We start from the raw sequence: 25,878 nt of genomic DNA, 5'->3' as shown, positions 1-25,878 counted from the left end.
ACGATACGAAGCGCCTCGACCGGACGAATCTCGGATGACGCCGATCGCGCGCCTCGTCCACATCTCGCGGCCCGTCCTGTGGATCAACACGATCGGCACCGGCGCGCTCGGCATGTGGCTGACCGGCCAGCTGATCGACCTCGCCGCCATCCCCCTCCTGATCTGGCTCACACTGCCGTTCAACCTGCTGATCTACGGCGTGAACGACATCTTCGACCAGGACACCGACGCGCTGAACCCGCGAAAGGGCTCGATCGAGGGCGCGCGTATCGATCCGCGCGAGGTGAAGCTCATCGCGTGGGCGGTGGCGATCACCAACATCCCGTTCCTCGTCTACTTCGTCATCGCGCTGCCGGTAGCCGCCGTCGGGCTGATCCTGCTGTACGCGGGTGTCTTCGTCTTCTACTCCGCCCCGCCGTTGCGATTCAAGGCGCGACCCTTCCTCGACTCGCTGAGCAACGCCGCCTACGGCCTGCCGTTGCTGATCCTGCCGGTCGCCCTCGAGGCACCGCCGGTCTGGCCGGCCGTCGTGGGGCTGCTCGCCTGGAGCGTCGCGAAGCACGCCTACGACGCCGTGCAAGACATCGAGGAAGACCGTGAGGCGGGCATCACCACCACCGCTGTCCTGCTCGGTCCGCGCGGCACGGCCCTGTGGAGTGGCGCGTGGTGGCTGGTCTCGACGGTGCTGTTCGCGCTCGTCAGCCTGCCCGTCGCCCTGGTCAACCTCGCTCTCGCGGGAACACTCGTCGTGTGGATGCTGGTGCGTCCGACGCCTGCCACCGGCCGCACGCTGTATCCCCTGTCCATCGCGTTCCCGTACATCGCGGGATCGGTCGCCAGCGGGCTGCTGCTCGCCGCCATCTTCCTCGGGATCTATCCATGAGTCGTATCGTCGTCGTCGGCGCAGGCCTCGGCGGGCTCGCGGCATCCGCCCTTCTCGCCCACGCCGGCCATCGGGTGACCCTGCTCGAAGCGGCCGAGACGGTCGGCGGCAAGAGTCGGCGCATCGAGCTCGACGGCGAGCGCATCGACACCGGTCCGTCGCTCGTGACCTTCCCCTCCGTCTGGGACGAGTTGCTGCGCCGTCTGGACGCAGGATCGCGAACGGGCGCGGATGTCGCGGGCCTCGACCTCGTCCGTCTCGATGAGGTCGGCCGCTACTACTACCGCGGCGAAGAGGTCTCGCTGCCCGTGCCGGAGGGGCATCCCTGGCACCCCGCGTGGAAGCGGTTCAGCGACGAGCATGCGCCCCTCGCGGGCGACGTGGCCGCGCTGCTCGTCGCCGACCCGCTCGATCGCTCGTCGCTGCCTGCACTGCGGCGGCTGCTCGCCGTGTACGGCCGGCGCCTCAGCACCCGCGCCTACCTCGACAGCCTCACCTGGATGCCCGAGGGGCTGCGCGAGATCATCGCGATCCACACCCTCAACGCCGGCGTCTCTCCCGACCGCACTCCCGCGCTGTACGCGAGCATGCCCGCCGTCATGGCCGCCGATGGGGTGTGGGTGCCGCGCGGCGGCGTGTTCGAGATCGTCATCGCGTTGCAGCGACTGGCGGATGCCGCGGGCGTCGAGATCCGCACCAGTGAGCGCGTCACGCGCATCGAGCGCGGGCGGGTCACGACCGAGCGCGGCGTGCACGAGGCGGATGTCGTCGTGAGCGGTCTCGACGCCTCGCGGCTCGACGTGCTGCTCGGCCGTCGTCGGCTCGCTCCCGGTTCACCGTCGCTGTCGTGCTCGGCCGTCGCGATCTACGGCGTGCTCGAGAAGCCTCTGCCCGAGCGGATCGCCGCGCACAGCGTCATCCTCCCAACGAAGCCCGATGCCCTGCACCGCAGTCTCGCGGCGGGCGACGAGCCCGCCGACACGATGGCATTCGTCAACCATTACCGCGCCGGCGAGATCTACCCGAACGACCGCAGCACGCTCGCCGTCCTGCTGACGAGCCCCGCCGACGGACAGGGCTACTCGCTCGATCACCCGTTCGTGACGCGGGAGATCGAACGCATCTCACGCGTCATGGGCCTCGACGAGCCGCTCACCGACGGGATGACCGAGACGACCGTCCTCGACCCGCGTTACTTCGGCACATTCGGCGAACCGCACGGCGCCCTCTACGGAGCGTCGCGACCGCTGTGGATGAGCGGTCCGCTGCATCAGCCCGCGCAGCACGACCTCCGCGCGCCCTGGCTGTGGCGCGTCGGCGCGTCGGTGCATCCGGGCGGCGGGATCCCCGCCGTTCTCGGCGGCGCGATGATCGTCGCCTCGAAGCTGCTGAAGCGGCATCCGGCCTGAGCAGGCGAACGCACCCGTTGCGTCAGGATGGGGTCGTGCGTATCGCGGCAAGCATCGTCCTCACCCTGGCTGCGACCGCGGTGGGCCTTTCGGGACTTCTCATGCTCGGCCTGGCGGGCCTCTACTGGGAAGGCGGCTTCGTCCTTCGAGAGTTCTCTGACTCCGACGATCTCGAACGAACGGTTGGCGTCGCGATGGGGATTGCAGGCCTCGCGGGGTGGGCCGGCCTGTCGGTTACTGCCGCACTCGTGGGCCTTCGCAGTCGACGTCAATCTCGCGCACGGTCCGTGGCCGTATGGACGACCCTCGCATTCGGCACTGCCGTCCTGGTGGGGGCGATGATCGTCGTCGTCACGTCGAACAACCCGTGACTCACTGGCTCGTCGACGTCGCCGTCGGCGCGCGTGTCTGGCTCAGTCCGCGGCGCTCGTACCGCTGCGCTTCTCGCCGCGATGCTCGACTGCACTGATCAGGAACGGGATGGCGACGGCGGCCGAGGTGATGAGCAGCCCTCCGGTGAACACGAGGCCGGGTAACTCGGCGACGTTGAAGGCGGCACCCATCAGGTAGATGCCCCCGAGGAACAGAACCAGGAACAGCACGATCACGCTGACGTCCTCCTTCTCGTGGAGATCATGAGCCTACTAAAGATATGCCCACGAATCATCTTGGCGATGTCTTCTCCTGCTCGCCACGACCCCGCGCCCAGCGCGCCACGAAGAACAGCACGATGCCGCCGGCGATGAGGATGGCGCCGAAGATCCACACCCGCAGCGTCTGCTGGCTGAGCAGCAGCAGGCACGACGCGATGCCCAACACGGGAACGAACGTCCATACGCGGAAGTGATCATGCTCGACGCGGTCACGGCGCAGAACGAGCACGGAGATGTTCGCGCTCAGGAAGACGAAGAGCAGCAGCAGGACGACCGTCTCGGCCAACAGCGCGAGGTCGCCGACGAGCGTCAGCAGCATCGCGACGAGCGTCGTGGCGAGGATCGCCACCCATGGCGTCTGCCTCCCGGGCAGCACCCGCGACAGAACGCGCGGCAGCAGCCCCTGCTCGGCCATCCCATACGTGAGACGGCTCGCCATGATCATCGTGAGCAATGCGCCGTTGGCGACCGCGATAAGGGCGATGAGGCTGAACAGCCACGACGGGACGGCGACGCCGCTCGCCTCGACGACGGCGAGGAGGGGACCGCTCGAACTCGACAGCTCTTCGGGCGGCAACGCGATGCTGCTCGCGAGACCGACCAGCACGTAGACGAGCCCCGCCGCGCCGAGGGCCGCGAACAGCGCGCGGGGGTACATTCTCGACGGTTCCTTGACCTCCTCGATCATGTTCGCCGACGTCTCGAAGCCCACGAAGGAGTAGTACGCGATGATCGCTCCGGCGAGGACCGCCGTCGCGACTCCGGTGCCATCGGGCACCTGGGTCACGCGCGAGACGTCCCCGCCGCCCCCGGCGAGGAGGACACCGACCACGACGACGACGATCACCAGCCCCGACACCTCGATGGCCGTCATGACGAAGTTCGCGCCCATCGACTCCCGGATGCCGCGGGCATTGAGCGCCGCGAGCACGGCGAGGAACACGATGGCGACCGGCACCACGGGAACCTCGACGAACGTCTGCAGATACTGACCGGCGAAGGCGATCGACAGCCCCGCCGCGCTCACGACGCCCGCGGCCAGCATGCAGAAGCCGACGAGGAACGACACGAGCTTGTTCTTGAACGCCCGCTCGGCGAAGACGGCGGCGCCGCCGGCGCGCGGGTACTTCGTCACCAGCTCGGCGTACGACCCGGCCGTGAGCAGCGCGAGCACGAGGGCTGCGAGCAGCGGTGCCCACAGCATCCCGCCGACGCGCTCCGACAGCACCCCCATGAGCGCGTACACACCCGCCCCCAGAACGTCACCGAGGATGAAGGCGAACAGCAGCGGTCCGCCGATTCCCCGCCGAAGGCGGGTGGGCGCGGGGATGTCGGTCTTGCTCATTCCGCGAACGCTAGGTCGCGGCACCGCGAAACCCGTAGCGGCTTGACAAGCGTCTGCGATCCGGCGGCGCGAGCGGAATACTCGGGGCGTGACGAACGAGCATCACGCCCCCGATCGTGTCAGCGACGAGGCGATCGCCGACCTGCGCGAACGCCCGAGCCGTCGGCGGCTGCAGCGGCCCCTCATCTTCCGATGAGGGGGAAGCGGGTCTCGGATCGGCGGTAGACGCGCACGGCGCCGTCCACGGAGTGGGGCCGGAAGAGTCCGACGAAGCGGTAGCCGCTGCGCCCGGTGACGGGGTCTTTGACCTTGAGGAAGGTGATCCGCGGATGATCCGCCGCAGCGCGGCCGGCTTTCGCCCTCTCCGCGTCACTTCGCCGGTCATGCTCCCGCAACTCCTGTCCGTCGGGAGAGATGGTGTTGCCCCATGCGGCTCGGGCTCCGGAAACACGCACCTCTGAGGGGCACCACAGCTTGACATCGGACAGATCGTTCGACGACCGCCGCGTCGCCGCGAGCGATCGCGGAGTGAAGTAGCCGCGGGTGCGGGTGAGGCCGGAAGAGTAGCCGGCGCCGAGCAGAACGTTGCAGATCTCGCCGATGGTCGAGAACACCACGGCATCCTCCACCGCGAACTCCGTGCGCTCGCGGTAGAAGAGCTCCGGCTCATCGCGGGCGTCCAGCTCGTTCCAGCTCACGAAGCCGCTTCGCGAGCGCGCCTCTCGCGAAGCGGCTTCGATCTCTGCCACCTGCGCGTCGATGGCCTTCTCGAACGCCTCGAGGCTGAGCGTGTGGGCGGGTGCGGATACGGCCGGACCCTTTCCGGCCGCCTTCGGCGCCTCCGGAACCGGAACGCGGAGAATTCGGCAGCCGGCGTCGGCGGAGATGGCCGTGATGGTGGCGAAGACATCGGGGTCTTCCACAGGATCCAACGTCGCACGCACGCTGCTCTCGCGCAGGGTGTCGTCCGCCTTCTGACGGAGATGATGCAGCTCATCGCATTCCACGGCGATGTTGAGTTGGGGAAAGAAGAGGTCGAGGTAGAAGAGCCCTCCGTCGCTCGCGCGGACCGTCTGCTGCGACACCGGCTTGATGTGCGCGCGGGTCTCGGCCGAGAGCCGGTTCCACACGGCGCCGAGCACGTAGTTCTCGTAGTCTTTGCGCTTGGTGCGCGACAACGTCCGCGCGAGATACAGCAGACGATCGGTCATGGTCGAGAGCGTATCGGCGTCGCGGGCACCGCTCAGCGGTAGCGCCGCGGCACGGTCCAGGGTCGTCCGAACTCGGCGTTGTACGACTCCGGCTCGAACGGGCTGTCGCCGCCGGCCGGGAAGCTCGTGAGTTCGCCGAACACGACGCGACCGGCGACGTCGTACAGATCGACGCGCACGAAGTCCGTGCCCTCGCCGAGGCGCTCGGCGATGTCGATCATCTCGTCGAGATGCGCGGGTCGCGAGCGCTCGGGATCAGCCCAGGGCGGGCCGCCGCTCATCGGGATGCGGGTCCAATCGGGTCGGAAGAAGTCCTGCGTGCGCGCGCCGAAGCGTCCGCCGTCGACCTGGATGAAGTGGCATCGTCCGTGGAAGACGAAGAGCTTGTAGTCGTCCGGGACGCCGCCATCGCCACCGACCAAGAACTCTTCGACGATGACGCGGCGCGGCACCTGCCCGTAGACCCACTCGCGGTTCGGCCCCTGGCCGTAGAGCTTCTCGAGCCAGCCCGCGGCGATCGCAGCGATCTCGTGCGGGTTCGCCTGTTCCGGCCGCACGTGCCGGTAGACCCACCCCCAGCGCGCCTCGGGGAGGCGGGCGTCGGCCGGCGCGGTCGGCGAGACGACGAGTGCGGCACCGCTGCCGTGCGTCGGCTTCACGACGTACGACTCGGGCCAATCGAGGTTCAGCAGTCGCTGCGGGTCGTCGACGATCGCGTACACCCGGGGCAGGTACTGCTCGCCGACGAGCGAAGCGACATGATCACGGACGGCAGCCTTGTCGGCGAAAGTGACGATGAGGCTACGGCGGTCGCGCAGCATCTTGTAGCGCACCTTCTCGCGGAACGTCGTCGGGTTGCGGGTGCGCCACAGGCGCAGCATCCGTACCAGCCGACTGCGCTCGCGCCAGCGGACGTGAGGCGTTCGGACGGTCACGACTCGTCGAGGTCGTCTTCCTCGTGACCGAGCGATTTCGCCTCGAGGAACGAACAGAGCTCGGCTGCGACAGTGAACTCGGCGGCCAGCGCGTGCATCTGGAAGCTGCTCAGGATCGTGAAGTCGGGTTGCGGCTCGATGGTGATCCGCCAGCGCGCGTCACCGATCTCGATGGGTTCCATGAACACCGACACGGACGAGTTCGCGAGCGGCACGACGACGAGCCCGGTATCGGATCCCTCGGAACCGTCCTGAACGAGGACACGGATCAGTTCACCGGCTCCGCGCTGATCGTGGAACTCGTCGAGCCAACGCTCGAGCGTCTCTTTACTGCGGAACGGCATCAGACTCCCAACGGGCCGCGGCGGGATGCGCGCGATTCCGCGCATTGGACTATAACGGTCGTCGGCTGACCGTTCAGTCCATCCCGACCGCCATGTCCGTGAAGCGCGAGAAGTGGCCCTGGAACGCCACAGTCACCGTGTCGGTCGGACCGTTACGGTGCTTCGCGACGATCAGGTCGGCCTCACCGGCGCGAGGGCTGTCCTTCTCGTACGCGGCTTCACGGTGCAGCAGGATGACGATGTCGGCGTCCTGCTCGATCGAGCCCGACTCACGCAGGTCGCTGATCGCGGGTTTCTTATCGGCACGCTGCTCGGCACCACGGTTCAGCTGCGACAGTGCGATGACGGGAACCTGCAGCTCCTTCGCGAGCAGCTTCAGCGCGCGCGAGAACTCCGAGACCTCCTGCTGACGCGACTCGACGCGCTTACCGCTCGTCATCAGCTGCAGATAGTCGATCACGACCATCTTGAGCCCCACGCGCTGCTTGAGCCGGCGGCACTTCGCCCGGATCTCGACGAGCGTCATGTTGGGGCTGTCGTCGATGTAGAGGGGGGCATCGTTGATGCGGCCGCGGGTGGCAGCGACCGTGGTCCAGTCGCGCGAGTCGAGCGTTCCCTTACGCATCGACTGCAGCGGCACGGCACCCTCGGCGCTCATGAGGCGCATCGCGATCTCACTGCGACCCATCTCGAGCGAGAAGAAGATCGTCGGCGAGTTGTTCTTGATCGCCGCCGCACGGGCGAAGTCGAGCGCGAGCGTCGACTTACCCATGGCGGGTCGTGCCGCCACGACGATCATCTGACCGGGATGCAGGCCGTTGGTCAGCTGGTCGAGACCCGAGAAGCCGGTCGGGATGCCGGTCATCTGACCGTCACGGCCACGCGCGGCCTCGATGTCGTCGATGGCCGCGGTGACGGCCACTTCGAGCGGGACGTAGTCTTCGGCCTTCTCGGCACCGGTCACCGAGTAGATCTCGGCCTGCGCATTGTTGACGAGGTCGACCGCGTCGCCCTGACCGTTGTAGCCCATCTGGACGATGCGAGTTCCAGCCTCGACGAGGCGGCGCAGCAGCGCGCGCTCGTTGACGATCGTCGCGTAGTAGCCGGCGTTCGCCGCGGTGGGAACGATCGAGGTGAGGGTGTGGAGGTAGTCGGCGCCGCCGGCCCGCTGCAGTTCGCCGTTCTTGATGAGCTCGTCGGTGACGGCGACGACGTCGGTCGGCTCGCCGTGGGAGTACAGCGAGAGCAGCGCCTCGTAGATGAGCTCGTGCTTCGGCACGTAGAAGTCGGTGCCTCGCAGGGTCTCGATGACGTCGGCGACGGCATCCTTCGACAGCAGCATGCCGCCGAGCGTGCTCTGCTCGGCGAGCATGTCGTGCGGCGGAGTGCGATCGGGTTCGCGCCGTCCGCCGAGCCTGTCGTCAGAGATGTCCGCGATCGACATCCGCACCCCCGCATCCTGGCCTGTGACCGAGCCGGAGTACACGGTATGGAGGGCGTCCGACACCCGCAAACCGGCCTGTGGATAACTCTGTGGAGAGAATGCGGGAAACGCCGCGACGGTTGTGCAGAAGTCCTGTGGAAAACGCCCGGGGATACGTGGAAACTTCGCAATTAATAGCCTCGTGATCGGGGTTTTTAGTTTCCCCAGCCTGTGGATGGCGATCGTAGTTGAAGTCTCACTTGAAGGTTGTTCATCTGGGGACTCACTTGTGTAAAACGACCGCCTTGTCAAGTCGGCCCGAGCGCTCCGGCGAGTCCGCCTCAGCGAAAGCTCATGATGAACTCAGGGGAAACCTAGACACGACGGATCGACAGGAGTATGTTTCTACGCCAAGCAGTACCCGAAGGCACGGGTTGTCCCGTGCCAACGATGACGACGCTCTCGGGGGAGGTGATCGCTCGTCATGGAACAGCACCGCCGCGCTCCGCGCTGGGTGCCGATTCTCGGCACCGGCCTCGGCCTCGCCTTCGCTTGGACGGCGCTCTCTCTCGCGTTCGCGCCCACGACCTACGCCGCCGATGACGAGAGCAGCCCACTCCAGGGCATCGTCTCAGCCGTCACCGATCCCGTCGATCGGGCGGTGGACGACATCGTCGCGCCCGTGCTCGACACGGTCGTCCAGCCCGTCGCGCGCGTCGCGGAACCCGTCGTGCAGGCCGTCACACCCGTCGTCTCGTCGGCGCCGCCCGTCGTCGCCCCGGTCGTCGAACCCGTCGTTCGCGATGTGGTCGAGCCCGTCGTGCAGAACGTCGTCGCCCCGGCAGTTCAACCGGTCGCCGACGTCATCGAGCCGGTCGCGAGCACGGTCGCCCCCGTCGTGGAGAAGGTGTCGGATGTCGCTGCGCCCGTCACCGAGGCGGTCGCGCCCGCCGTGGCTCCCGTGGTCGCCTCGCTGTCGCCGCTGACCGAGACCGTCGGCGCCCCACTGGCTCCTGTGCTCGGCATGGTCGAAGGTGCTCTGGCGCCCGTCACGTCGGCACTCACTCCCGTGACCGACGCCCTGATGCCGGTCACCGACGCACTGTCGCCCGCCATCATCCCGATCACGGATGCCGTCCTGCCCGGCGGTCACCAGCCGATGATTCCGCTGATTCCCGGCAACGACCTCGAGCCCGGAGTCGCGACCGGTTCGCCCATGAACGCGGTCGCCACGGCTGCGGACGGCATCCTCGAGGCTGCGGCGACGCCGACCTCAGGGGGCGATCGGTCGGGCATTCTCGCGACGCTCGTGGCGTCGGCGCACGCGCTCGCGCCCGCATCCGAGGCCGTCGGGGCCGCCATTGGCGCCGCGACGTCCGTCGGCGAGCAGGTACTCGCGCTCGACATCCCGATGTCCGGCGGACTTCCCGTCAACGTTCCCGGCTCGGCTTCCGCCGGCGCGGCGGGTGCCGCAGGCGGTGTCACCGCAGCCCTCTTCGCGTTCGGAGCGACGGCCGTTCTGCTGCCCCGCCTTCGCGGACGCCTCACGGACTCGACGGGCCCGATCTCGCCCGTCTACCCCACTGACGTCTCTCCTGACTGACGAGCGGTCGGCCGCATCAACGCGGCACGACCCCCGGCGCTTCGCGCCATTCATTCGTCAGTCTCAAGGAGAGAACAATCATGAACACCATCGTCTCGCGTGCCGTCTGGGGCACGCTCCTCGCCGGGGGGATCACGATCCTCGGCGCATCGGTCGCCCACGCGGCCGACACCTCGGGAGAGGACGGGCTGCTCTCGGGCACCCAGGGCCTCATCTCCGTCGACGTGCCGATCACGGTCAGCGGCACCTCCCTCGCCGTCCTCGGTGACGCTGACAGCTCGGCCTCGGGGGCGAGCGCACCGCAGTCGGCACCGGCCCCCAGCGGCTCGACGAGCGGCGCGGATGGCGTCGGCTCGGGGTCGCAGGCGCTCATCAGCGTCTCGGTGCCGGTGACGGTCGAGGGCACCTCTGTCTCCGTCATCGGCGACAGCACGTCATCGGCGGACAGCGGCAGCGGGTCGACCGAACCGGCTCCCGCACCCGCGCAGCCCGCCCCGGCACCGACTGCCGAAACGGACGGGGCGGACGGCGTCGCGTCCGGCACCCAGGTCGTCGCCCCGGTGAACGCGCCGATCGACCTCAGCGGCACCGCCGTCTCGGTCATCGGCGACGCCACCACCGACACCACCACCAGCGGCACGACCGGCGGCAACGGCGGCACCACGCCCGAGGCGACCACCAACGGCACCGACGGGATCCTCGGCGGCACCCAGGTACTCGCCCCCATCACCGCACCGATCGACCTCAGCGGCACCGCCGTCTCGGTCATCGGCGATGCCACCACCGACACCACCACCGGTGGTGCGACCGGCGGCAACGGCGGCACCACGGGCACCACGCCCGAGGCAACCACCAACGGCACCGACGGGATCCTCGGCGGCACCCAGGTACTCGCTCCCATCACCGCTCCGATCGACCTCAGCGGCACCGCCGTCTCCGTCATCGGCGACGCCACCACCGACACCACCACCAGTGGCGCGACCGGCGGCACCACGGGCACCACGCCCGCGGCGACCACCGACGGCACCGACGGGATCCTCGGCGGCACCCAGGTACTCGCCCCCATCACCGCACCGATCGACCTGACCGGCACCGCCGTCTCCGTCATCGGCGACGCCACCACCGACACCACCACCAGCGGCAACGGCGGTGCGGGTTCCACGCCGGGCGCATCGACCAGCGGCTCGGACGGCATCCTCGGCGGCACCCAGCTGGTGCTTCCGATCACGGCGCCGATCTCACTGACCGGAACCGCGATCTCGGTGATCGGCGACTCGACGACCGAGGTCGTCACCCCGGCCGGCCCGGGCACCGACCCCGGAACTGACCCGGGAACGGACCCCGGCACCGACCCGGGCACCGTCCCCGGCACCGACCCGGGCACCGTCCCCGGCACCGACCCGGGCACCGTCCCCGGCACCGACCCGGGCACGACGCCCGGCACGGATGGCACCGACGGAACCCCGGCGGTCTCGACGACGTCGAGCATGAACGGCACCACCGTGGTCGGCACGTCGGCCTCGGCGGCGTCGGCTCGGCCGCTGGCGCTCGCCAAGACCGGTGGTGAGACCCCGGTGGCACTCGGCCTCGGCGCCCTGGCGCTCACGCTGATGGGGCTCGTCCTCGTCGCGCTACGCCGTCGCTCCACCGTCTGACACACCGCCAGTTCGGACACAGCGGATGCCGCGGGCCCACAGCCTGCGGCATCCGCTCCGGCCTGCCCTCGGGCGGATGCCGCGCTCACGGCGCCGCGCCGCGATGCAAGGGATCGTCACCGACACGCGGGGCCACGGCATCCCTCACCGGGGTGTCGGACCAGAACCATTGCATCCGCGCGCGCCGGGTCGTCCGGGCCGTTCGGGTCGTCCGGCTCCCGGTGGTGCAGCGGGCCGGGATGCAACGGATCGACACCGACACCCCGGCTCACGCCATCCGTTGGCGGGGTGTCGCGTCTGAAACCTTGCACCCGCGCACGCGCGGCGACACCCACCCGGAAACGACGGATGCCGCGAACCCGAAGGTCCGCGGCATCCGTACGGGTGCGCCAGGTATTACTTGGCGGCGACCACCTGCAGGGTGATCACAGCGGTGAGGTCGTCACGCAGGCGAATGGTCGCCTCGTGCTCGCCCACGGCCTTGATCGGCGAGGTGATGTGGATCTTGCGCTTGTCGAGGTCGCCCAGACCAGCAGCCTTGACGGCGTCTGCCACGTCGGCGGGCTTGACCGCACCGAACAGACGGCCTTCAGCGCCGGCCTTGACCGCCAGCTTGACCTTGTTCGACTCGAGGTTGTTCTTGAGGGCCACGGCCTCTTCGTGGTCGTGGATCGCGCGGGCTTCGCGGGCGGCGCGGATGGACGCCACCTGCTTCTCGCCACCGCGGGTCCAGGCCACGGCGTAGCCCTGGGGGACGAGGTAGTTACGGGCGTACCCGTTCTTGACCTCGATGACGTCACCGGCGCTTCCGAGCCCGGCGACCTCGTTCGTGAGAATCAGCTTTGCCATGTCGGTGCTCCTTACCGGCCAGCGCCGGCGTAAGGCAGGAGCGCCATTTCGCGCGCGTTCTTGATCGCCTTGGCGATCAGACGCTGCTCCTGCACCGAGACACCGGTGATACGACGGGCGCGGATCTTCCCACGCTCCGAGATGAACTTGCGGAGCGTCGAAACGTCCTTGTAGTCGATGACGCCGACGCGGATCGCCTTCGCGGGGGCCGCGTTCTTCGCGCCCTTCCGCGGCTTGCGGCGGTCGCCGGTTGCCTTTCCAGCCATTGTTTTTCCTTACGAGAGTGATGATCGGATGCCGCTGCACGCAGCATCCGGAATCCGATTCAGAACGGGGTGTCGTCGCCGTAGGAGGCGCCGCTGGTACCCGGTGCGCTCCACGCGTCGGGAGCCGAAGAACCCGGGGTCGCCCACGGCTCCTCCTGCACCTGCTGCTGCGGGCGCGACTGCTGACCGCCGCCGAAGCTTCCGCCGCCGCCACCACCGGAGCCGGATGCCGCGCGCGTGACCTGTGCGGTCGCGTAGCGCAGCGAGGGGCCGATCTCGTCGACCTCCAGCTCGATCGCGGTGCGGTTCTGGCCCTCACGGTCCTGGTAGGAGCGCTGACGCAGGCGGCCGGTCGCGACGACCCGCATGCCCTTGGTCAGCGAACCCGCCACGTGCTCGGCGAAGTCGCGCCACACGGACGCGCGGAGGAACAGCGCTTCGCCGTCCTTCCACTCGTTCGCCTGACGGTCGAAGGTGCGAGGAGTCGAGGCGATCGTGAAGTTCGCCACCGGCAGGCCGTTCTGCGTGTAACGCAGCTCGGGGTCTGCCGTGAGGTTGCCCACGACGGTGATGACGGTCTCGCCGGCCATGAGCCTTAAGCCTTCGCAGCCTTAGCGGGGGCGGCAGCCTTGCGAGCAGCCTTCGCCTCGGAGCGCGCCTTCTCGGCGGCGACCTGTGCGATGGCCTCCTCGGCGCGCAGGACCTTGGTGCGCATGATCGACTCGCTCAGCTTCAGCTGGCGGTCGAGCTCCTGCGTGGTCTCGCTCGTCGCGGTGAAGTTGACGACGGCGTAGATGCCCTCGTTCTTCTTCTGGATCTCGTACGCCAGGCGGCGACGGCCCCAGATGTCGATGTTCTCGATGGTTCCGCCGTCATTCGTGATGACCTTGAGGAACTTGTCAAGGTTGGGAGCAACCTGACGCTCATCGATCTCGGGCTGGAGAATCACCATGAGCTCGTACTGGTACGTGTGCGTCACTGACCCACCTCCTTCGGACTAGAACGGCTCCCGGGCGTTTCCCGGAAGCAGGAGGGTGTGTAGCACGTGCCCGACCGAAGTCGGACAACCACAACAGCCTACCTGATCGCGCGTGATCCCGCGGACCGGTGCCCGATAGCGTGGGTGCATGGAATGGACCGCGGACGTCTCGACCGGCGAGTGGCTGCGCGAACGCATCGACGATCCGTGGCGGGGGACGTTCCACGACGTCGTGCCCCGGGGCTTCGAGGCGTACGCGCGCGTCCTGCATCCGCCATCCGTTCAGTGCCGCACGAACGGCGACCCGCTTCCCCCGTTCGACGAGTGGGTCGAGATGCCGTGGCAGGAGTCGCAGCGGGTCACCGCAGACCTCGTCACCGGTCCCACCACGTGGGCCGAGACCGCCGCCGCGTTCGAGACGACGCTGCATCCGCTGGCGCAGTGGGATTCGATCGTGTGCTCGCCCGAGTTCGGCTCGAACCAGCGCAGCGCGCCGGACGGCCGCTGGTTCGCAGCACCCGGGATGGGTGATCTCGACCCGCACCACCTGGCGGTTCTCGCCCGCGAGCTGATCAGGCACACGTCGACACCGGATGACGTGGCCGCAGGCCTCTGGGAGGGCCGCGGCGGCCTGCTCGGCCACCTGGGCCGGCATCCCTCGCGCGCGTTCTTCCAGATGGGCGACCCGGACGATGCCACCCTGGCCCGCCACAACCGCATGCTCGGCTCGTCGTTCTCGGACCGCTTCAACAACGTCTTCCGCAAGCCCACCTGGCAAGAGGGCATCCTGTCGCGGGAGATTTCCGAGGGGCCGCGGCTGAGGCTGACGGAGCGCTCGTTCGTCCTGTTCCGCGGCGCTGTCGGGGAGTTCGCCGACGACGACTGGGAGCTGCGGATGCCCTGGCGGGACGCCGCCGCCGAGGCGGCGGGTGCAGCACCGATGGCGCAGAGCCCGAGTCTGCTCTGGCCCGCGGACCGCTCCTGGGCGATGGTCTCGGAAGTCGACTTCGATTCGACGATCGTCGGCGGCTCGCGGGAGCTCGTGAACGCGATCTGCCGCTCACCCCAGCTCGAAGCCCTGCCCCTTCCGGCCGACGCATCCCTGTACTGGGGCGCAGACGAGGTGAATCGATGACCGTGCCGTTCGACCCGCGGCCCCTGCTCGAGCCGGTCTCCCCGGCTACCGCGCGCGCCTTTCGCAAGCACCTGGCCGGCAGCGGCCGGCTTCCCGGCGGTTCGGGCACCGCCGGCGTGATCATCGCGGTCGTCGTCATCGCCTTCGTCGTGCTCGTGTTCGGCGGTGTCCTCTCCGCCATCATCGGCGGTCTGGTGTTCGCGATCGGGACGCAGTCGGGCTCGGGTGCGGTGTTGTCGTTGACGAGCGTCATCCCCCTCGTCATCCTCATCGCGCTCGCGGCGCTCATCCCGTTCTTCATCCGTCGGCAGCGCGCTGCGCAAGCCGCGGTCTGGTACCGACTCGACCGCTTCGCGCGCGCCAACGGCATGAGCTTCGAGCCCCAGCGACCCCAGCCCCCGCTGCCGGGCATGATCTTCTCGCAGGGGTCGGGGCGGATGGCATCCAACCTCGTCCGCGGCGACCAGCCGCGTTTCGTCGAGTTCGCGAACTACCGCTACACGACCGGCTCGGGCAAGAACCAGCAGACGCACACCTGGGGATACGTCGCCGTGCACCTGTCGACTCCCCTACCCCACATCGTGCTCGACGCGCTCGGCAACAACGGACTGTTCGGCTCGAACCTGCCCGTCACGTTCGACCGCGATCAGCACCTGAGCCTCGAGGGCGACTTCGACCGCTACTTCCGTCTCTACTGCCCGCGCGGCTACGAGCGCGACGCGCTGTACCTCTTCACGCCCGACATCATGGCGCGGTTCGTCGACAACGCCGCCGCGCTGGATGTCGAGATCGTCGATGACTGGCTCTTCTTCTACGGCAAGCGCGACTTCTCGACCCTCGACCCGGCGACGTGGTCGTGGCTGTTCGGTGCCGTCGCGGCGATGATCGACAAGTTCGCACAGTGGGAGCGCTGGCGCGACGACCGGCTCGGGACGGCGGCGTCCGGCGCGGGCGTACCCGCGGTACCCGGCTCCCCCGGCCCGGTGACGCCCGGTCCAGCGGAGCCGGGCACGGGCCAGGCGGTCGGAACCGTACCCGCGCTGCCGGTCACCCCGCCGCCGGGACTGCTGCGCCCGCCGCCCGGTGTCGCCGCACCGGGCCAGCGCCTGAAGAAGAGCGTTCCGTGGATGGCGGTGGTCGTCGTGCTGGTGATCGTCACAGTCGGAGCGATCGGACCCGTCATCGCGTTCATCGGCGGACTCTTCGCCGCCATGCGCTGACCTGCCGGCGCCGGTCGGGCCTGCGCGGCTGTCACGACGCTCGGGCGGGCTGATCCCGGTGCGGGGGTTCGCGATTGCCCGTGCCGCCAACAGGCTGAACGGCCCTATCCGCCGTCCGATCGCCTCGCGACTCTCATCCAGCCTGCGTACGGCACGCACGAGGGCCGCCACAGGGCCGCGAGGCGCGCGGCGGTGGCCGTTCCGTTCATGACGAGGCGGACGGGCCCGCCCTACGGTGAGGCCATGACACTCACACTCGGATTCATCGGCATCGTCACGAGCGACATGGCGGCGTCACTCGCCTTCTACCGAGCCCTGGGCGTGCCTATCGATGCGGGCCAGGACGATCGGCCCCACGTCGACGCCACGCTCGACGACGGAACGTCCCTGGCATGGGACACCATCGACACCATCCGCTCGTTCGATACGGCCTACACTCCCGCGTCGGGCGGTCACCGCATCGCGCTCGCCTTCGACAAGGGCACGCCGGCCGAGGTCGACGCGGCGTTCGCGGCGATGGTCGCGTCCGGGTTCACCGGGCACGTGGCGCCGTGGGATGCCGTCTGGGGCCAGCGCTACGCGACGCTGCTCGATCCCGACGGCAACTCGGTCGACCTCTACGCCTCACTCGACGCGAGCTGACGGGCCTCACTCGACGCGAACTGCGACCTGCGACGCGAACTGCGCGGGGCTTCGGCCGACCAAGCGCTGGAACTCGCGGGAGAGGTGCGGCTGGTCGGCGAATCCGGCCGCGGCGGCAGCATCCGCGATCGATGAGCCGGACCGCAGCACCCGTTGTGCGCGGCGAGCCCGCTCCAGACGCACCAGGGCGGCGTAGCCGTAGCCGAACGTCGTCAGCATCCGCCGGCGGAACGTGCGTTCCGATATCTGGAGCGACGCGGCAGCATCCCGGGCCGAGACGGCGTCGTACGCCGAGCGGCGAGCGCCGTGGATCCAGCGTGGGCTCTCGTCGCCGAGCGCAGCGATCCGCGACACGGCATCCTTTCGCCCCGACCGATCCGCCGCTCGCAGCATCGTCTCCCGCAGACGGCGCGCGTGACCGGCCGCGGCGAGGTCGTCGAGCGGAACGAGCTGATCGGCGATCGTGGCGAGGTCGATCCGCAGCACGTGGGCGGCGTGACCGGGCGCGAGCCGGACACCGGTCGACCCGTCCGTGCCGTCGGGCGCGGTCTCGAGCCAGCGTGTCGACGGGCCGGCGACGTCGACCCGCCCGTCACGGAGGATGAGGTCGACGCATCCGTCCGCGGGGATGACGGCACGCCCGGCGCTGTGGGCCGAGCGCCAGAGAGTCGCCGCGCCCGACAACCGCACCTCGGAGTACATGGGCCCAGTCTCGCGCCTCGAGCCGGTCGATGTCCCACTTGAGCCGGGAATCCGCCCTGGATACCCGGCCGAACGGGGACCTCGGCTCAGCCGCGCGCCCTCGCGCCCTCAGACCGGACTGATCACCAGTTCGTCGATGCGCACGTGCGGGGGCGCATCGACGACGAAGCGCACCGTTCGGCCGATGTCCTCGGGAGTCAGCATCCGCCGGCGCGCTTCGGCATCGGGTACCTCGGGCCGCAGGCTCAGGAAATCCGTGTCGACGTCGCCCGGGCACAGGTGGCACACCCGGATGCCGGCGGCGGCTTCCTGCGCGTTCAGGGTCTCGCAGACAGCGGCGAGCGCGCGCTTGCTGGCGCTGTACGCGACACCTGCGACGGGCGAGAAGCGCCAGGCCGCGATGGACGACACCACGACGACGCAGGCCGAACCAGAAGACCGCAGGGCGGGTAGGGCTGCATCGATCACCTGGATGACGCCGTGGAGGTTCGTGCCGATGACCTGTTCGACCTCGCCGACCGACTGCGTGGCCCACGTCCGCCGTGGCGAGTTCAGTCCCGCGGCGAGAACGAGTTCGTCGATGCGTCCCCACCGACTGAGAAGTTCGTCGCGAGCCGCCGTCGCCGCCCCCGCGTCAGTGGTGTCGAACGGGAGCACGACGGCCTCTCCGCCCGCGTCCGCCACATCGCGCGCGGTCTGCGCCAGCACGTCCGGACGCCGGCCACTGAGCGCGAGACGTCGATCGGGGGCCAGGGCGAGCGCGGAGGCGCGCCCCATCCCGCTGCCGGCGCCGGTGATCCACGCGACGCGACGTTCGACGGCGGTCATGCCCGGGCCGCCATCTCGTAGGCGCGCTGGGGGAACTGGGTCGCGAACTTGCCGCCGCTCACATCGAGCAGGGTGCCCGTGACGTAGCGCGAGGCATGGCTCGCGAGGAAGCAGACGGCGTCCGCCACCTCGCGCGGGTCGCCCCAGCGACGGAGGCTGAGCGTGTCGAGCAGCCGGCTCTGCTCGTCGTGCGGCTTGTCGGCGAAGCCGTTCATGTCGGTCGGGATCATCCCCGGGGCATACGCGTTCGCGGTGATCCCCCACGGGCCCAGTTCTCCCGCGAGGGTCCTCGTGAACTGGACGACAGCGGCCTTGGATGCCGCATATGCCGCACCGCCGACGCTCGGGATGACGGCGGCGAACGACGCCGCGTTGACGATGCGGCCTCCGCCCTGCCGCTTCATCGCGGGGATGACCGCCTGGCAGGTGCGGAACGTTCCTGTGACGTTGACGTCGAAGACGCGGTTCCAGGTCTCGGCGTCGGCATCCTCGATGAGACCGTCGCCCAGGATGCCGGCGTTGTTCACGAGGACGTCGATGCGGCCGAACCGACTCAGCACGGCATCCACGGCCTGCCGCACCGAGGCGGTCGAACGCACGTCGCATGCCGAGGAGGCGCCCTCGAGTCCTGCGGCGCGGCGCACTTCGTCCGCCCAGGCGACCGCGTCCTCGGTCACGTCCGTCGCGACGACGACGGCACGCTCATGTATGAATGTCTCGGCGATGGCTCGGCCGATGCCGCGGCCCGCGCCGGTGACGATGACGACCTTGCCGTCGAGATCCCACTGCATCGTGCTCTCCTTCGATCGGTGACGTGCCTACGCGGCTCTCCTCGATGATGTCGCAGCACGACGGCGCTCCGCAGCGACGAGTGACACGACGATCAGCCCGGGCGCGATCACGATGAGCGGCGGCAGCATCCAGACGACCGTCGCGCTCACACCGACGCCCACCAGCACGAGAGACGTTCCGACCGGGTCGTCGATCACGACCGCACGTCCCTCGCGCCACAGCTCGATCCATCGTGCTCCCGGCGTCCAGAGCGCCGCGGTCCGCAGCATCGCGACGAACACGACCACCGCCAGCCCGCCGCTGACGACCGCGAACGTCATCCCTCCGGGAAGTGCGCCCAGCGCCGCACCGACCGCGTTCAGGACGAGGAGCGCGATGACCACGGCGCAGGCCGTGCCGAACCACCACCCCGAACGCATCGCCTGGAGCCCTCGGACGGCGAAGAGCCGGATCGAGTCGGGCTCGTCGTCGAGGTGAGCGCGGAAGTGCCGCACCCCCGCACCGAACGCCGGGGCGAGTGTCACCAGGGGAAGCGAGAGGAGAGCGACCCCGATGCCGACCACGAACATCTCTCCGAACCCGGCGACGCCCGAGCCGCCGAAGACCGCGCGATCCTCGGGCGATCCGACTCTCTTGTGCGCAGAGGTCATCCCTTGATGCCCTCCGTCGCGACGCCCGCCACCAGGTAGCGCTGGAAAGCGAGGAAGAAGAGGACCACCGGCACCAACGCGAGGATCGCCATCGCCATCTGCGCGCCGTAGTCGCTCGTCGACGTCTGGTCGACGTAGAGGCGCAGGGCCAGCGGCATCGTGTACATCCCCGGGTCCTTCAAGTAGAGCAGCGGACCGAAGAAGTCGTTCCACGACCAGATGAACGCGAAGATCGAGCTCGTGACGAGGGCGGGGCGCATGAGCGGCAGGATGACGGCCGTGAACGTTCGCGCGTGACCGGCACCGTCGATGCGGGCGGCCTCGTCGAGGTCGCGGGGAAGACCGCGGATGAACTGGATCATGAGGAACACGAAGAAGGCATCGGCCGCGAGGAACTTGCCCAGCAGCAGCGGCCAGTAGGTGTTGATCATGTCGAGCTGGTTGAACACGATGTACTGCGGAATGATCACGACGTGGAACGGCAGGAGCATCGTCGCGATCATGCACAGGAAGAACACCTTGCTGCCGCGGAAGCGAATGCGGGCGAACGCGTACGCCGTGACCGAGCAGGAGAGCACGACTCCGACGACCGAAGCGACGGCGAGCACGAGCGAGTTCACGACGAACGTCCAGAACGAGACCCCGCCGATCCCGGCCAACGCTGTGGCGTAGTTCTCGAGCGAGAAGGTCTCCGGCACGAGACTCACCGATCCGATGATCTCGTTGCCAGGTTTGAACGACGACATCACCATCCAGGCCGCCGGATAGAGGATGACGACGAGCACGGCGATCGCGAGCACGTGGAAGACCACCGCGCTCCCCCGCGTGCGCCAACGCCGCCCTCCCGCGAGATCGCGACCGCGACGCCGCGACGACGGGTCGGTGGTGATGAGCTCCGTCTGGGTGATCGTGTTGGTCATCGTTCGTCCCCCGCATAGTGAACCCACGCCCGGGATGTGCGGAACAGCATGAGCGTGACCAGCCCGACGGCGATCACGAGCACCCAGGCCATCGCCGAGGCGTATCCCATCTGGAAGTCGCGGAAGCCCCGGAGGTAGAGATAGAGCGTGTAGAAGAGCGTCGATCCCGCCGGGCCACCGCTGCCGTTGGAGATGATGTAGGCCGAGTTGAACACCTGGAAGGCGTGAATCGTCTCGAGCAGCAGGTTGAAGAACAGCACCGGCGACAGCATCGGGATCGTGATCGACAGGAAGCGCCGCACCGGGCCTGCGCCGTCGACGGATGCCGCCTCGTACAGCTCCGGGGGTACCTGCTTCAGACCAGCGAGGAAGATGACCATCGGGGCGCCGAACTGCCACACCGTCAGCAGGATGAGCAGCGGGAGCGTGCGCGCCGGATCGCCGACCCATCCGCCCTCCGAAGCCGGCGGTCCCCCGAAGAACGAGCCGATCTGGGCGACGATGCCGTCGTCGATGAACATCGCCTTCCACACGATCGCGATCGAGACGCTCCCGCCGATCAGCGAGGGCAGGTAGAACGCCGACCGGTAGAACCCCTGCCCACGGCGCGGTGCGTTCAGCAGCAGCGCGACCCCGAGCGCCGCAGCGAGCTTCAACGGTGTGCCGACCAGCACATAGATGCCGGTGACTTTCACCGCCTGCAGGAAGTTGGGGTCGGTGAACATACGCGTGTAGTTGTCGATGCCGATGAACTCGGGATCGTTGAACAGGTTGTAGTCCGTGAACGACAGCACCAGCGACGCGATCATCGGGCCGGCGGTGAGGGCGAAGAACCCGATGAGCCATGGGCTCAGGAAGAGATAGCCGGCGCGCGTCTCACGCCGGGCCCGCACGGTCGAGCCCGCACGAACCGGGACGACGGCTGCAGGAGCAGTCATGGGTTGTTCCTTTCTCCTGCGGACCGGCGCCTCGGCCGTGCGGCAGGGTCGTGCGGAGCGGTCAGGAGCCGAGTACCAGCGAGATCTCGGAGAAGAGCTCCTGCGCGAACTGCTTCGTCGTCAGATCGCCGTATCGCAGCTGCTCGTGCAGCTCTCCCCACTTGGCCTCGATGGTGCCGTAGCCCGCGGGCAGGATCGGATAGCTGGCGGTCAGCTCATCGTCGATGGACGCCAGGTAGTCGAGGTTGACGGTGTCGGCCGCGGTCTGGTCGATCGCCTCGCGCCCGGCTTCGGTGGGCGGGGTGCCGAGCGAGGTGCCGAAGATCTCGGCGACCTCGGGAGATGTGGTGAGGAAGTCCACGAACGCGGCGGCAGCCTGCTTCTGGTCGGAGTTCTTCGCCACGCTCAGCAGCATGCTCGGCTTGGGCGCGAGCACGTGCTCGTCCTGGCCCTTCTCGAGCGGCGGCTGCACCATGCCGATGTTCTCGGTACCGGCATCCGTCATGCCCTGCAGCACCGTCGTCGAGAAGTTGAACCAGATCGCGGTCTCGCCGGCGAGGAAGCCACCGCTGGGTGAGAGCGCGACACTGCGCTCGACGGGGTAGAAGTCGCCGTCCTCGCGAAGGTCGGCGGCGCCGTCGAGATATTCGATCACATCGTTCTCGTCGAACGCAGGCGAGCCGTCCTCTTCGAAGACCGGGCTGCCGTCCTGCATGAGGTGGTAGATGAAGTTCGGAAGGCCGCCCGTGTAGTCCTCTGCCCCGTAGATCCGGGGTTCGGATGACGCGCCTGCCGCGTTGACCTCGAGGACGAAGTCGTTGAACTCGTCCCAGGTCATGTCGTCGGTCGGATAGTCGATGCCGAACGAGTCGAGGATGTCCTTGTTGTACATCATCGACCAGGCGTTCGTCCCCAGCGGGACCCCGACGAGTTGGTCGTCGACGGTGCCGGATCCCAGCACCTGGTCGTTGATGCCCTCGAGCGGCAGCAGTGAGTCGCGGTAGGGCGAGAGGTCGGCGAGCAGACCCTTGCTGGCGTATTCGCCGAGATAGCCGGCATCCATCATCACCACGTCGGGAAGCGACTTTCCTGCCGCCTCGGTGTTGCGGGCGGTCCAGTAGTCGCCCCAGGCGTTGAAGTTCCGCACGACCTCGACGTTCGGGTACTGCTCGTTGAAGAGCGCCACGACCTCTTCGAAGCGAGCGGCGCGGTCTTCGTTCCCCCACCACGAGAAGCTGATCTTGGCTGCGGTCTCGTCGTCGAAGGTGATGTCCTCGGGAGCGGCGTTCGAACCGCTGCCGGCGCCGCAACCGGCGAGCAGAAGGGCGGCGGCTCCGACGAGAGCGAACGATGCGGGCAGTCTCTTCAACATGTTTTCTCCTCATTGAGCGGGCATGAGCCCGGGTTAGGTGTGGGATGTGGCCGGCCGGACGCCGGCGGACGTTCAGCCGGTCTCGGCTCCTCGGATGAGGGAGCGAATGGTCTGGATGGGCAGCTTGGGCTCGCGCGATTCGGTGAGCAGGCCGTTTCGCTCCTGCATGGTGTCGGTGAGCTGGGTCCAGCACCAACCGGCGAGCCCGTCGGGTCGGCCGCCGGTGCCTCTCGTGCCCGACTGCACCGCGCGGAGGATGTCCGCGACCATCCGGCCGTACTCCTCTGCGCCGCGCGCCTCGGAGTAGCCCCAGGAGTCGTCCGGGCTCGCATCGGCCGCCCACTTCACGCCGCCGAACTCGGTGAGCATGATCGGCTGCCCACTGTCCGTCGTACCCGGCAGACGCACGCGGCGACCGGCTGGGCCGATGCCCGAGACGAGGCCGTGCAGCACCTGGTCGTCGACGTCGTAACGGCGGGCGAGGACGCCGCCGTCGGCTTCGTAGTCGTGCAGGGTCCACAGGTCGGAGGTGCCGAGCTCCCACCCGTCGTTGGAGATGACGGGCCTGGTGGGGTCGAGCGCTTTGGTCAGGTGGAACAGCGCTTCGGCGAAGGCCCGCTGATCGGCGCGCGAGGCGATGTGCTGCACACCCCAGCTCTCGTTGAGCGGCACCCACGTGATGATGCTGGGGTGCGCCCGGTCGCGAAGCACCGCCTCCGTCCATTCCGCGGTCGTCCGCTGCACGGCCTGTTCGTCGAACGTGTACGTCGCCGCCATCTCGCCCCAGACGAGCAGTCCGAGCCGGTCCGCCCAGTACAGGAAGCGGTCGTCCTCGACCTTCTGGTGCACGCGCACCGAATTGAAGCCGAGCTCGGCGATCAGCTCGGCCTCGCGTCGCAGGGCGTCGGGTGAGGGCGCGGCGAGGTGCGACTCGGGCCAGTACCCCTGGCTGAGAACCGACCGCAGCGTCACGGGCCGGTCGTTCAGCAGCAGGGCGCCCCGGTTCCAGGCCACGCTGCGCAGGCCCAGATAGCTCGCCACGGCGTCGGTTCGTCCGCCGTCGTCGGTCAGGTCGATCCAGGCGTCGAGGAGGGTGGGCCGGTCGGGGCTCCAGAGGAGTCGCTCGTAGTTCTGACCGTTGCGCTGTCCGTCGAGAGGGATCGTCAGCGTCGCTCGCGTGCCGCTCGTCCGCATCGTCGCGGCGGCGAGCTCCCGACCCTCGTGCGCGATGCGAACGCTCGCGATCGCGGCCCCGGGCCGGCTGATTCGCAGCTCGAGCGTCACCGTCCCGTCGGTGAGGTCGCTGGTCCAGTTGAGCCCGGTGATGTGCTGCGGCGCGACGGACTCGAGCCACACCGATTGCCAGATCCCGGTCGTGCGGTGGTACCAGATCGAGTGGGGTTGCTCTTCCCAGTCCTGCTTCCCCCGAGGCTGCGCGAGGTCGTGCGGGTCGTCCTCGGCGCGCACGACGATGACGTGCTCCCGCGCGTCGCCGTCGAGCGCGTCCGTGATGTCGAGGGCGAACGGGGTGTGCCCGCCCTCGTGCTCGCCGACCAGCTGACCGTCGATCCAGACGGCGGCCCGGTAGTCGACGGCACCGAAGCGCAGGATCGCACGCTGGCTCGGCTGATGACCGGCGGCGGCGAGGTCGGCTTCGGACAGAGTCCTGCGGTACCAGACGATCGGGTGGAAGCCCGTCTCGCCGACGCCCGAGGCCGGCGACTCCGGCGGGAACGGAACGAGGATGCTGCTGCGCAGCTCACGGCCGTCGAACCACCGGTCGGCGACACCGCGATCGTCGTCATCGTGAGCGAACCCCCACATCCCGTCGAGAAGAAGGAACGAGTTACGCACGAGCTGCGGGCGCGGGCGCGCCGGTTCCAGCGCGCTCGCGCGCGTCGTGTCGGGCTCTCGACCGGCATCCTGCTCCACTGCGATGACTCCCTCTGCCGGCTCCGATGCCGGCCTCGTCGTTGATCCGCCCGAAGGGGATCGGTGGAAACCGCTTTCCGTTCCACGTTGAACTAAACAGTAGTTCCACGCTGAACTAGAGTCAACAGCGACCCTCGGAACCATCTGACAGGAGCCCGTATGACCCGCGTCACACTCGCCGACGTCGCCGCCCGCGTCGGCGTGAGCGCGAAGTCCGTCTCCAACGTCGTCAACGGGACGGGGTGGGTGGGCGACGAGATGCGGCAGCGCATCCTCGCGGCGATCGACGAGCTCGGGTACCGGCCCAACCTCGCCGCACGCCAGCTGCGGAACGGGCGCAGCGGACTGATCGCGCTGGTGCTCCCCGATCTGCGTGAGCCCTACTTCGCCGAGTTCGCGTCCCAGTTCGTATCCACAGCGCAGACTCGCGCGCTCACCGTTCTCATCGCGCAGACGGGCGGCGCCCGACCGGCGGAGCTGGCGATGATGGCCGGGGAGGGCTTCCCCGCGCTCGACGGGATCGTGATGAGTCCGCTCGCCCTCACTCCCGACGATGTGCGCGACCGGCCGAGCGGCCCTCCGCTCGTACTGATCGGCGAGCAGGCGGAGGAGCTCCTGAATCCGTCCGTGCATCACGTCGGCATCGACAACGTCTCGGCGGCGGCAGCGGCCACCACGCACCTCATCGAGCAGGGGCGATGTCGCATCGCCGCGGTAGGCGTGCAGGAAGCCGGCCCCACCGCCACCTCCCGGCTGCGATTCGAAGGGTACCGGCGAGCGCTGACCGCAGCTGGCATCGCCGACGACCCGGCGCTGTACGCCTCGGTCGCCCAGTTCAATCGCGCCGAAGGATCGACCGCCGTCGCGCGCCTCATCGCGAGCGGCACCGACTTCGACGCGCTGTTCTGCTTCAGCGACAGCCTCGCCCTCGGCGCGCTGTACACCCTCGGCACCCACGGCGTCTCCGTGCCGGATCGCGTGCAGGTCATGGGCTTCGACGACATCGAGGAGGGGCGCTTCCACATCCCGGGGTTCTCGACCGTCGACCACGGCGTCGAAGAGGCGGCGGCATCCATCCTCGACATCCTGAGCGACCCCGCCCGCCAGACCGGCGTGCACCACCAGGTGCCGTACCGCCTCATCACCCGCTGATCCCGCCAGCGGCGAGGTGGCGAGGGTGCGCGTCCGCACG

At 68.8% G+C, this 25,878-nt stretch carries 27 protein-coding genes; 9 read left to right on the top strand and 18 right to left on the bottom strand.

Annotated features, from left to right (window positions below):
* The first annotated feature begins 34 nt into the window (after nucleotides 1–34).
* From ACU6RU_RS13285 to ACU6RU_RS13275, 3 genes are read left to right on the top strand one after another with little or no spacing between them, the layout of a single operon-like run.
* Complete coding sequence (locus tag ACU6RU_RS13285) at nucleotides 35–883, top strand: UbiA family prenyltransferase (RefSeq protein WP_120263976.1); 849 nt, start codon at nucleotides 35–37, stop codon at nucleotides 881–883.
* On the top strand, nucleotides 880–2,292 hold the full coding sequence (locus ACU6RU_RS13280) for a phytoene desaturase family protein (RefSeq protein WP_446726771.1): 1,413 nt from the start codon (nucleotides 880–882) through the stop codon (nucleotides 2,290–2,292). The genes ACU6RU_RS13285 and ACU6RU_RS13280 overlap by 4 nt, the downstream gene beginning before the upstream one ends.
* Before the next feature lie 35 nt (nucleotides 2,293–2,327).
* Nucleotides 2,328–2,663, top strand: a complete 336-nt coding sequence (locus ACU6RU_RS13275; RefSeq protein ID WP_446726770.1) for a hypothetical protein — start codon at nucleotides 2,328–2,330, stop codon at nucleotides 2,661–2,663.
* 42 nt (nucleotides 2,664–2,705) lie between these two features.
* On the opposite strand, the gene ACU6RU_RS13270 is transcribed toward ACU6RU_RS13275, so the two are convergent.
* The 6 genes from ACU6RU_RS13270 to dnaB all read right to left on the bottom strand — a co-directional run bounded on the left by ACU6RU_RS13270 (nucleotide 2,706) and on the right by dnaB (nucleotide 8,224).
* A complete protein-coding gene (locus ACU6RU_RS13270; protein ID WP_446726769.1) occupies nucleotides 2,706–2,900 on the bottom strand; it encodes a hypothetical protein in 195 nt (64 codons plus the stop codon).
* Between the two features lie 55 nt (nucleotides 2,901–2,955).
* On the bottom strand, nucleotides 2,956–4,290 hold the full coding sequence (locus tag ACU6RU_RS13265; RefSeq protein ID WP_446726768.1) for an APC family permease: 1,335 nt from the start codon (nucleotides 4,288–4,290) through the stop codon (nucleotides 2,956–2,958).
* Nucleotides 4,291–4,472: 182 nt separating this feature from the next.
* The gene (locus ACU6RU_RS13260; protein WP_120263971.1) at nucleotides 4,473–5,501 is read right to left on the bottom strand and encodes an AbaSI family restriction endonuclease; all 1,029 of its coding nucleotides are present in this window, start codon (nucleotides 5,499–5,501) and stop codon (nucleotides 4,473–4,475) included.
* A gap of 32 nt (nucleotides 5,502–5,533) precedes the next feature.
* Nucleotides 5,534–6,436 carry an ATP-grasp fold amidoligase family protein gene (locus ACU6RU_RS13255; RefSeq protein ID WP_289330480.1) on the bottom strand — a complete coding sequence of 301 codons (903 nt, stop codon included), beginning with the start codon at nucleotides 6,434–6,436 and terminating at the stop codon, nucleotides 5,534–5,536.
* On the bottom strand, nucleotides 6,433–6,780 hold the full coding sequence (locus tag ACU6RU_RS13250; protein WP_120263969.1) for a hypothetical protein: 348 nt from the start codon (nucleotides 6,778–6,780) through the stop codon (nucleotides 6,433–6,435). Before ACU6RU_RS13250 ends, ACU6RU_RS13255 begins: the two co-directional genes overlap by 4 nt.
* A 73-nt stretch (nucleotides 6,781–6,853) precedes the next feature.
* Nucleotides 6,854–8,224 (bottom strand): replicative DNA helicase, encoded by a 1,371-nt coding sequence (dnaB, locus tag ACU6RU_RS13245; protein WP_036304736.1) that lies wholly within the window; start codon nucleotides 8,222–8,224, stop codon nucleotides 6,854–6,856.
* A 463-nt stretch (nucleotides 8,225–8,687) separates the two neighbouring features.
* Between dnaB and ACU6RU_RS13240 the strand changes: the two genes are divergently transcribed.
* Both ACU6RU_RS13240 and ACU6RU_RS13235 read left to right on the top strand, forming a co-directional pair.
* Nucleotides 8,688–9,806 carry a hypothetical protein gene (locus ACU6RU_RS13240; RefSeq protein WP_446726767.1) on the top strand — a complete coding sequence of 373 codons (1,119 nt, stop codon included), beginning with the start codon at nucleotides 8,688–8,690 and terminating at the stop codon, nucleotides 9,804–9,806.
* 80 nt (nucleotides 9,807–9,886) lie between these two features.
* Nucleotides 9,887–11,461: a chaplin family protein gene (locus ACU6RU_RS13235; RefSeq protein ID WP_446726766.1), complete on the top strand. Its 1,575-nt coding sequence runs from the start codon at nucleotides 9,887–9,889 to the stop codon at nucleotides 11,459–11,461.
* A 396-nt stretch (nucleotides 11,462–11,857) separates the two neighbouring features.
* On the opposite strand, the gene rplI is transcribed toward ACU6RU_RS13235, so the two are convergent.
* From rplI to rpsF, 4 genes are read right to left on the bottom strand one after another with little or no spacing between them, the layout of a single operon-like run.
* Nucleotides 11,858–12,310 carry a 50S ribosomal protein L9 gene (gene rplI / locus ACU6RU_RS13230; RefSeq protein WP_120263966.1) on the bottom strand — a complete coding sequence of 151 codons (453 nt, stop codon included), beginning with the start codon at nucleotides 12,308–12,310 and terminating at the stop codon, nucleotides 11,858–11,860.
* 11 nt (nucleotides 12,311–12,321) lie between these two features.
* On the bottom strand, nucleotides 12,322–12,576 hold the full coding sequence (gene rpsR / locus ACU6RU_RS13225) for a 30S ribosomal protein S18 (protein WP_023953545.1): 255 nt from the start codon (nucleotides 12,574–12,576) through the stop codon (nucleotides 12,322–12,324).
* Nucleotides 12,577–12,635: 59 nt separating this feature from the next.
* Nucleotides 12,636–13,166: a single-stranded DNA-binding protein gene (locus ACU6RU_RS13220; protein ID WP_023953543.1), complete on the bottom strand. Its 531-nt coding sequence runs from the start codon at nucleotides 13,164–13,166 to the stop codon at nucleotides 12,636–12,638.
* Nucleotides 13,167–13,171: 5 nt separating this feature from the next.
* Nucleotides 13,172–13,528: a 30S ribosomal protein S6 gene (gene rpsF / locus ACU6RU_RS13215; protein WP_036305492.1), complete on the bottom strand. Its 357-nt coding sequence runs from the start codon at nucleotides 13,526–13,528 to the stop codon at nucleotides 13,172–13,174.
* Nucleotides 13,529–13,703: 175 nt separating this feature from the next.
* On the opposite strand from rpsF, the gene ACU6RU_RS13210 reads away from it, so the two are divergent.
* The 3 genes from ACU6RU_RS13210 (at nucleotide 13,704) to ACU6RU_RS13200 (ending at nucleotide 16,552) form a co-directional block, all read left to right on the top strand.
* Nucleotides 13,704–14,690, top strand: a complete 987-nt coding sequence (locus ACU6RU_RS13210; RefSeq protein WP_446726765.1) for a hypothetical protein — start codon at nucleotides 13,704–13,706, stop codon at nucleotides 14,688–14,690.
* The gene (locus tag ACU6RU_RS13205) at nucleotides 14,687–15,910 is read left to right on the top strand and encodes a hypothetical protein (RefSeq protein WP_289330484.1); all 1,224 of its coding nucleotides are present in this window, start codon (nucleotides 14,687–14,689) and stop codon (nucleotides 15,908–15,910) included. Before ACU6RU_RS13210 ends, ACU6RU_RS13205 begins: the two co-directional genes overlap by 4 nt.
* A 243-nt stretch (nucleotides 15,911–16,153) precedes the next feature.
* Nucleotides 16,154–16,552: a VOC family protein gene (locus ACU6RU_RS13200; RefSeq protein ID WP_289330485.1), complete on the top strand. Its 399-nt coding sequence runs from the start codon at nucleotides 16,154–16,156 to the stop codon at nucleotides 16,550–16,552.
* A gap of 6 nt (nucleotides 16,553–16,558) precedes the next feature.
* Here ACU6RU_RS13200 and ACU6RU_RS13195 read toward each other — a convergent pair whose 3' ends face one another.
* The 8 genes from ACU6RU_RS13195 to ACU6RU_RS13160 form a co-directional block, all read right to left on the bottom strand.
* The gene (locus ACU6RU_RS13195) at nucleotides 16,559–17,254 is read right to left on the bottom strand and encodes a helix-turn-helix domain-containing protein (protein WP_446726764.1); all 696 of its coding nucleotides are present in this window, start codon (nucleotides 17,252–17,254) and stop codon (nucleotides 16,559–16,561) included.
* A 108-nt stretch (nucleotides 17,255–17,362) separates the two neighbouring features.
* On the bottom strand, nucleotides 17,363–18,082 hold the full coding sequence (locus ACU6RU_RS13190; protein ID WP_446726763.1) for an SDR family oxidoreductase: 720 nt from the start codon (nucleotides 18,080–18,082) through the stop codon (nucleotides 17,363–17,365).
* Nucleotides 18,079–18,873 (bottom strand): SDR family NAD(P)-dependent oxidoreductase, encoded by a 795-nt coding sequence (locus tag ACU6RU_RS13185; RefSeq protein ID WP_446726762.1) that lies wholly within the window; start codon nucleotides 18,871–18,873, stop codon nucleotides 18,079–18,081. Before ACU6RU_RS13185 ends, ACU6RU_RS13190 begins: the two co-directional genes overlap by 4 nt.
* A gap of 27 nt (nucleotides 18,874–18,900) precedes the next feature.
* Nucleotides 18,901–19,524, bottom strand: coding sequence for a hypothetical protein (locus ACU6RU_RS13180; RefSeq protein WP_446726761.1), 624 nt, complete (start codon nucleotides 19,522–19,524; stop codon nucleotides 18,901–18,903).
* Nucleotides 19,521–20,444, bottom strand: a complete 924-nt coding sequence (locus tag ACU6RU_RS13175; protein ID WP_120263957.1) for a carbohydrate ABC transporter permease — start codon at nucleotides 20,442–20,444, stop codon at nucleotides 19,521–19,523. The genes ACU6RU_RS13180 and ACU6RU_RS13175 overlap by 4 nt, the downstream gene beginning before the upstream one ends.
* Nucleotides 20,441–21,382: a carbohydrate ABC transporter permease gene (locus ACU6RU_RS13170; RefSeq protein ID WP_120263956.1), complete on the bottom strand. Its 942-nt coding sequence runs from the start codon at nucleotides 21,380–21,382 to the stop codon at nucleotides 20,441–20,443. The genes ACU6RU_RS13175 and ACU6RU_RS13170 overlap by 4 nt, the downstream gene beginning before the upstream one ends.
* 61 nt (nucleotides 21,383–21,443) lie before the next feature.
* Entirely contained in the window at nucleotides 21,444–22,754 is a 1,311-nt protein-coding gene (locus ACU6RU_RS13165) for an ABC transporter substrate-binding protein (RefSeq protein ID WP_289330491.1), read from the bottom strand.
* A 72-nt stretch (nucleotides 22,755–22,826) separates the two neighbouring features.
* A complete protein-coding gene (locus tag ACU6RU_RS13160; RefSeq protein WP_446726760.1) occupies nucleotides 22,827–24,686 on the bottom strand; it encodes a glycoside hydrolase family 2 protein in 1,860 nt (619 codons plus the stop codon).
* Between the two features lie 159 nt (nucleotides 24,687–24,845).
* Here ACU6RU_RS13160 and ACU6RU_RS13155 point away from each other — a divergent pair, with 159 nt between their 5' ends.
* On the top strand, nucleotides 24,846–25,838 hold the full coding sequence (locus tag ACU6RU_RS13155) for a LacI family DNA-binding transcriptional regulator (protein ID WP_120263953.1): 993 nt from the start codon (nucleotides 24,846–24,848) through the stop codon (nucleotides 25,836–25,838).
* The last annotated feature ends 40 nt before the right edge of the window (nucleotides 25,839–25,878 follow it).

This window comes from Microbacterium sp. F1-18 (genome assembly GCF_052921305.1).
This window is presented reverse-complemented; position numbering and strand designations above follow the sequence as displayed.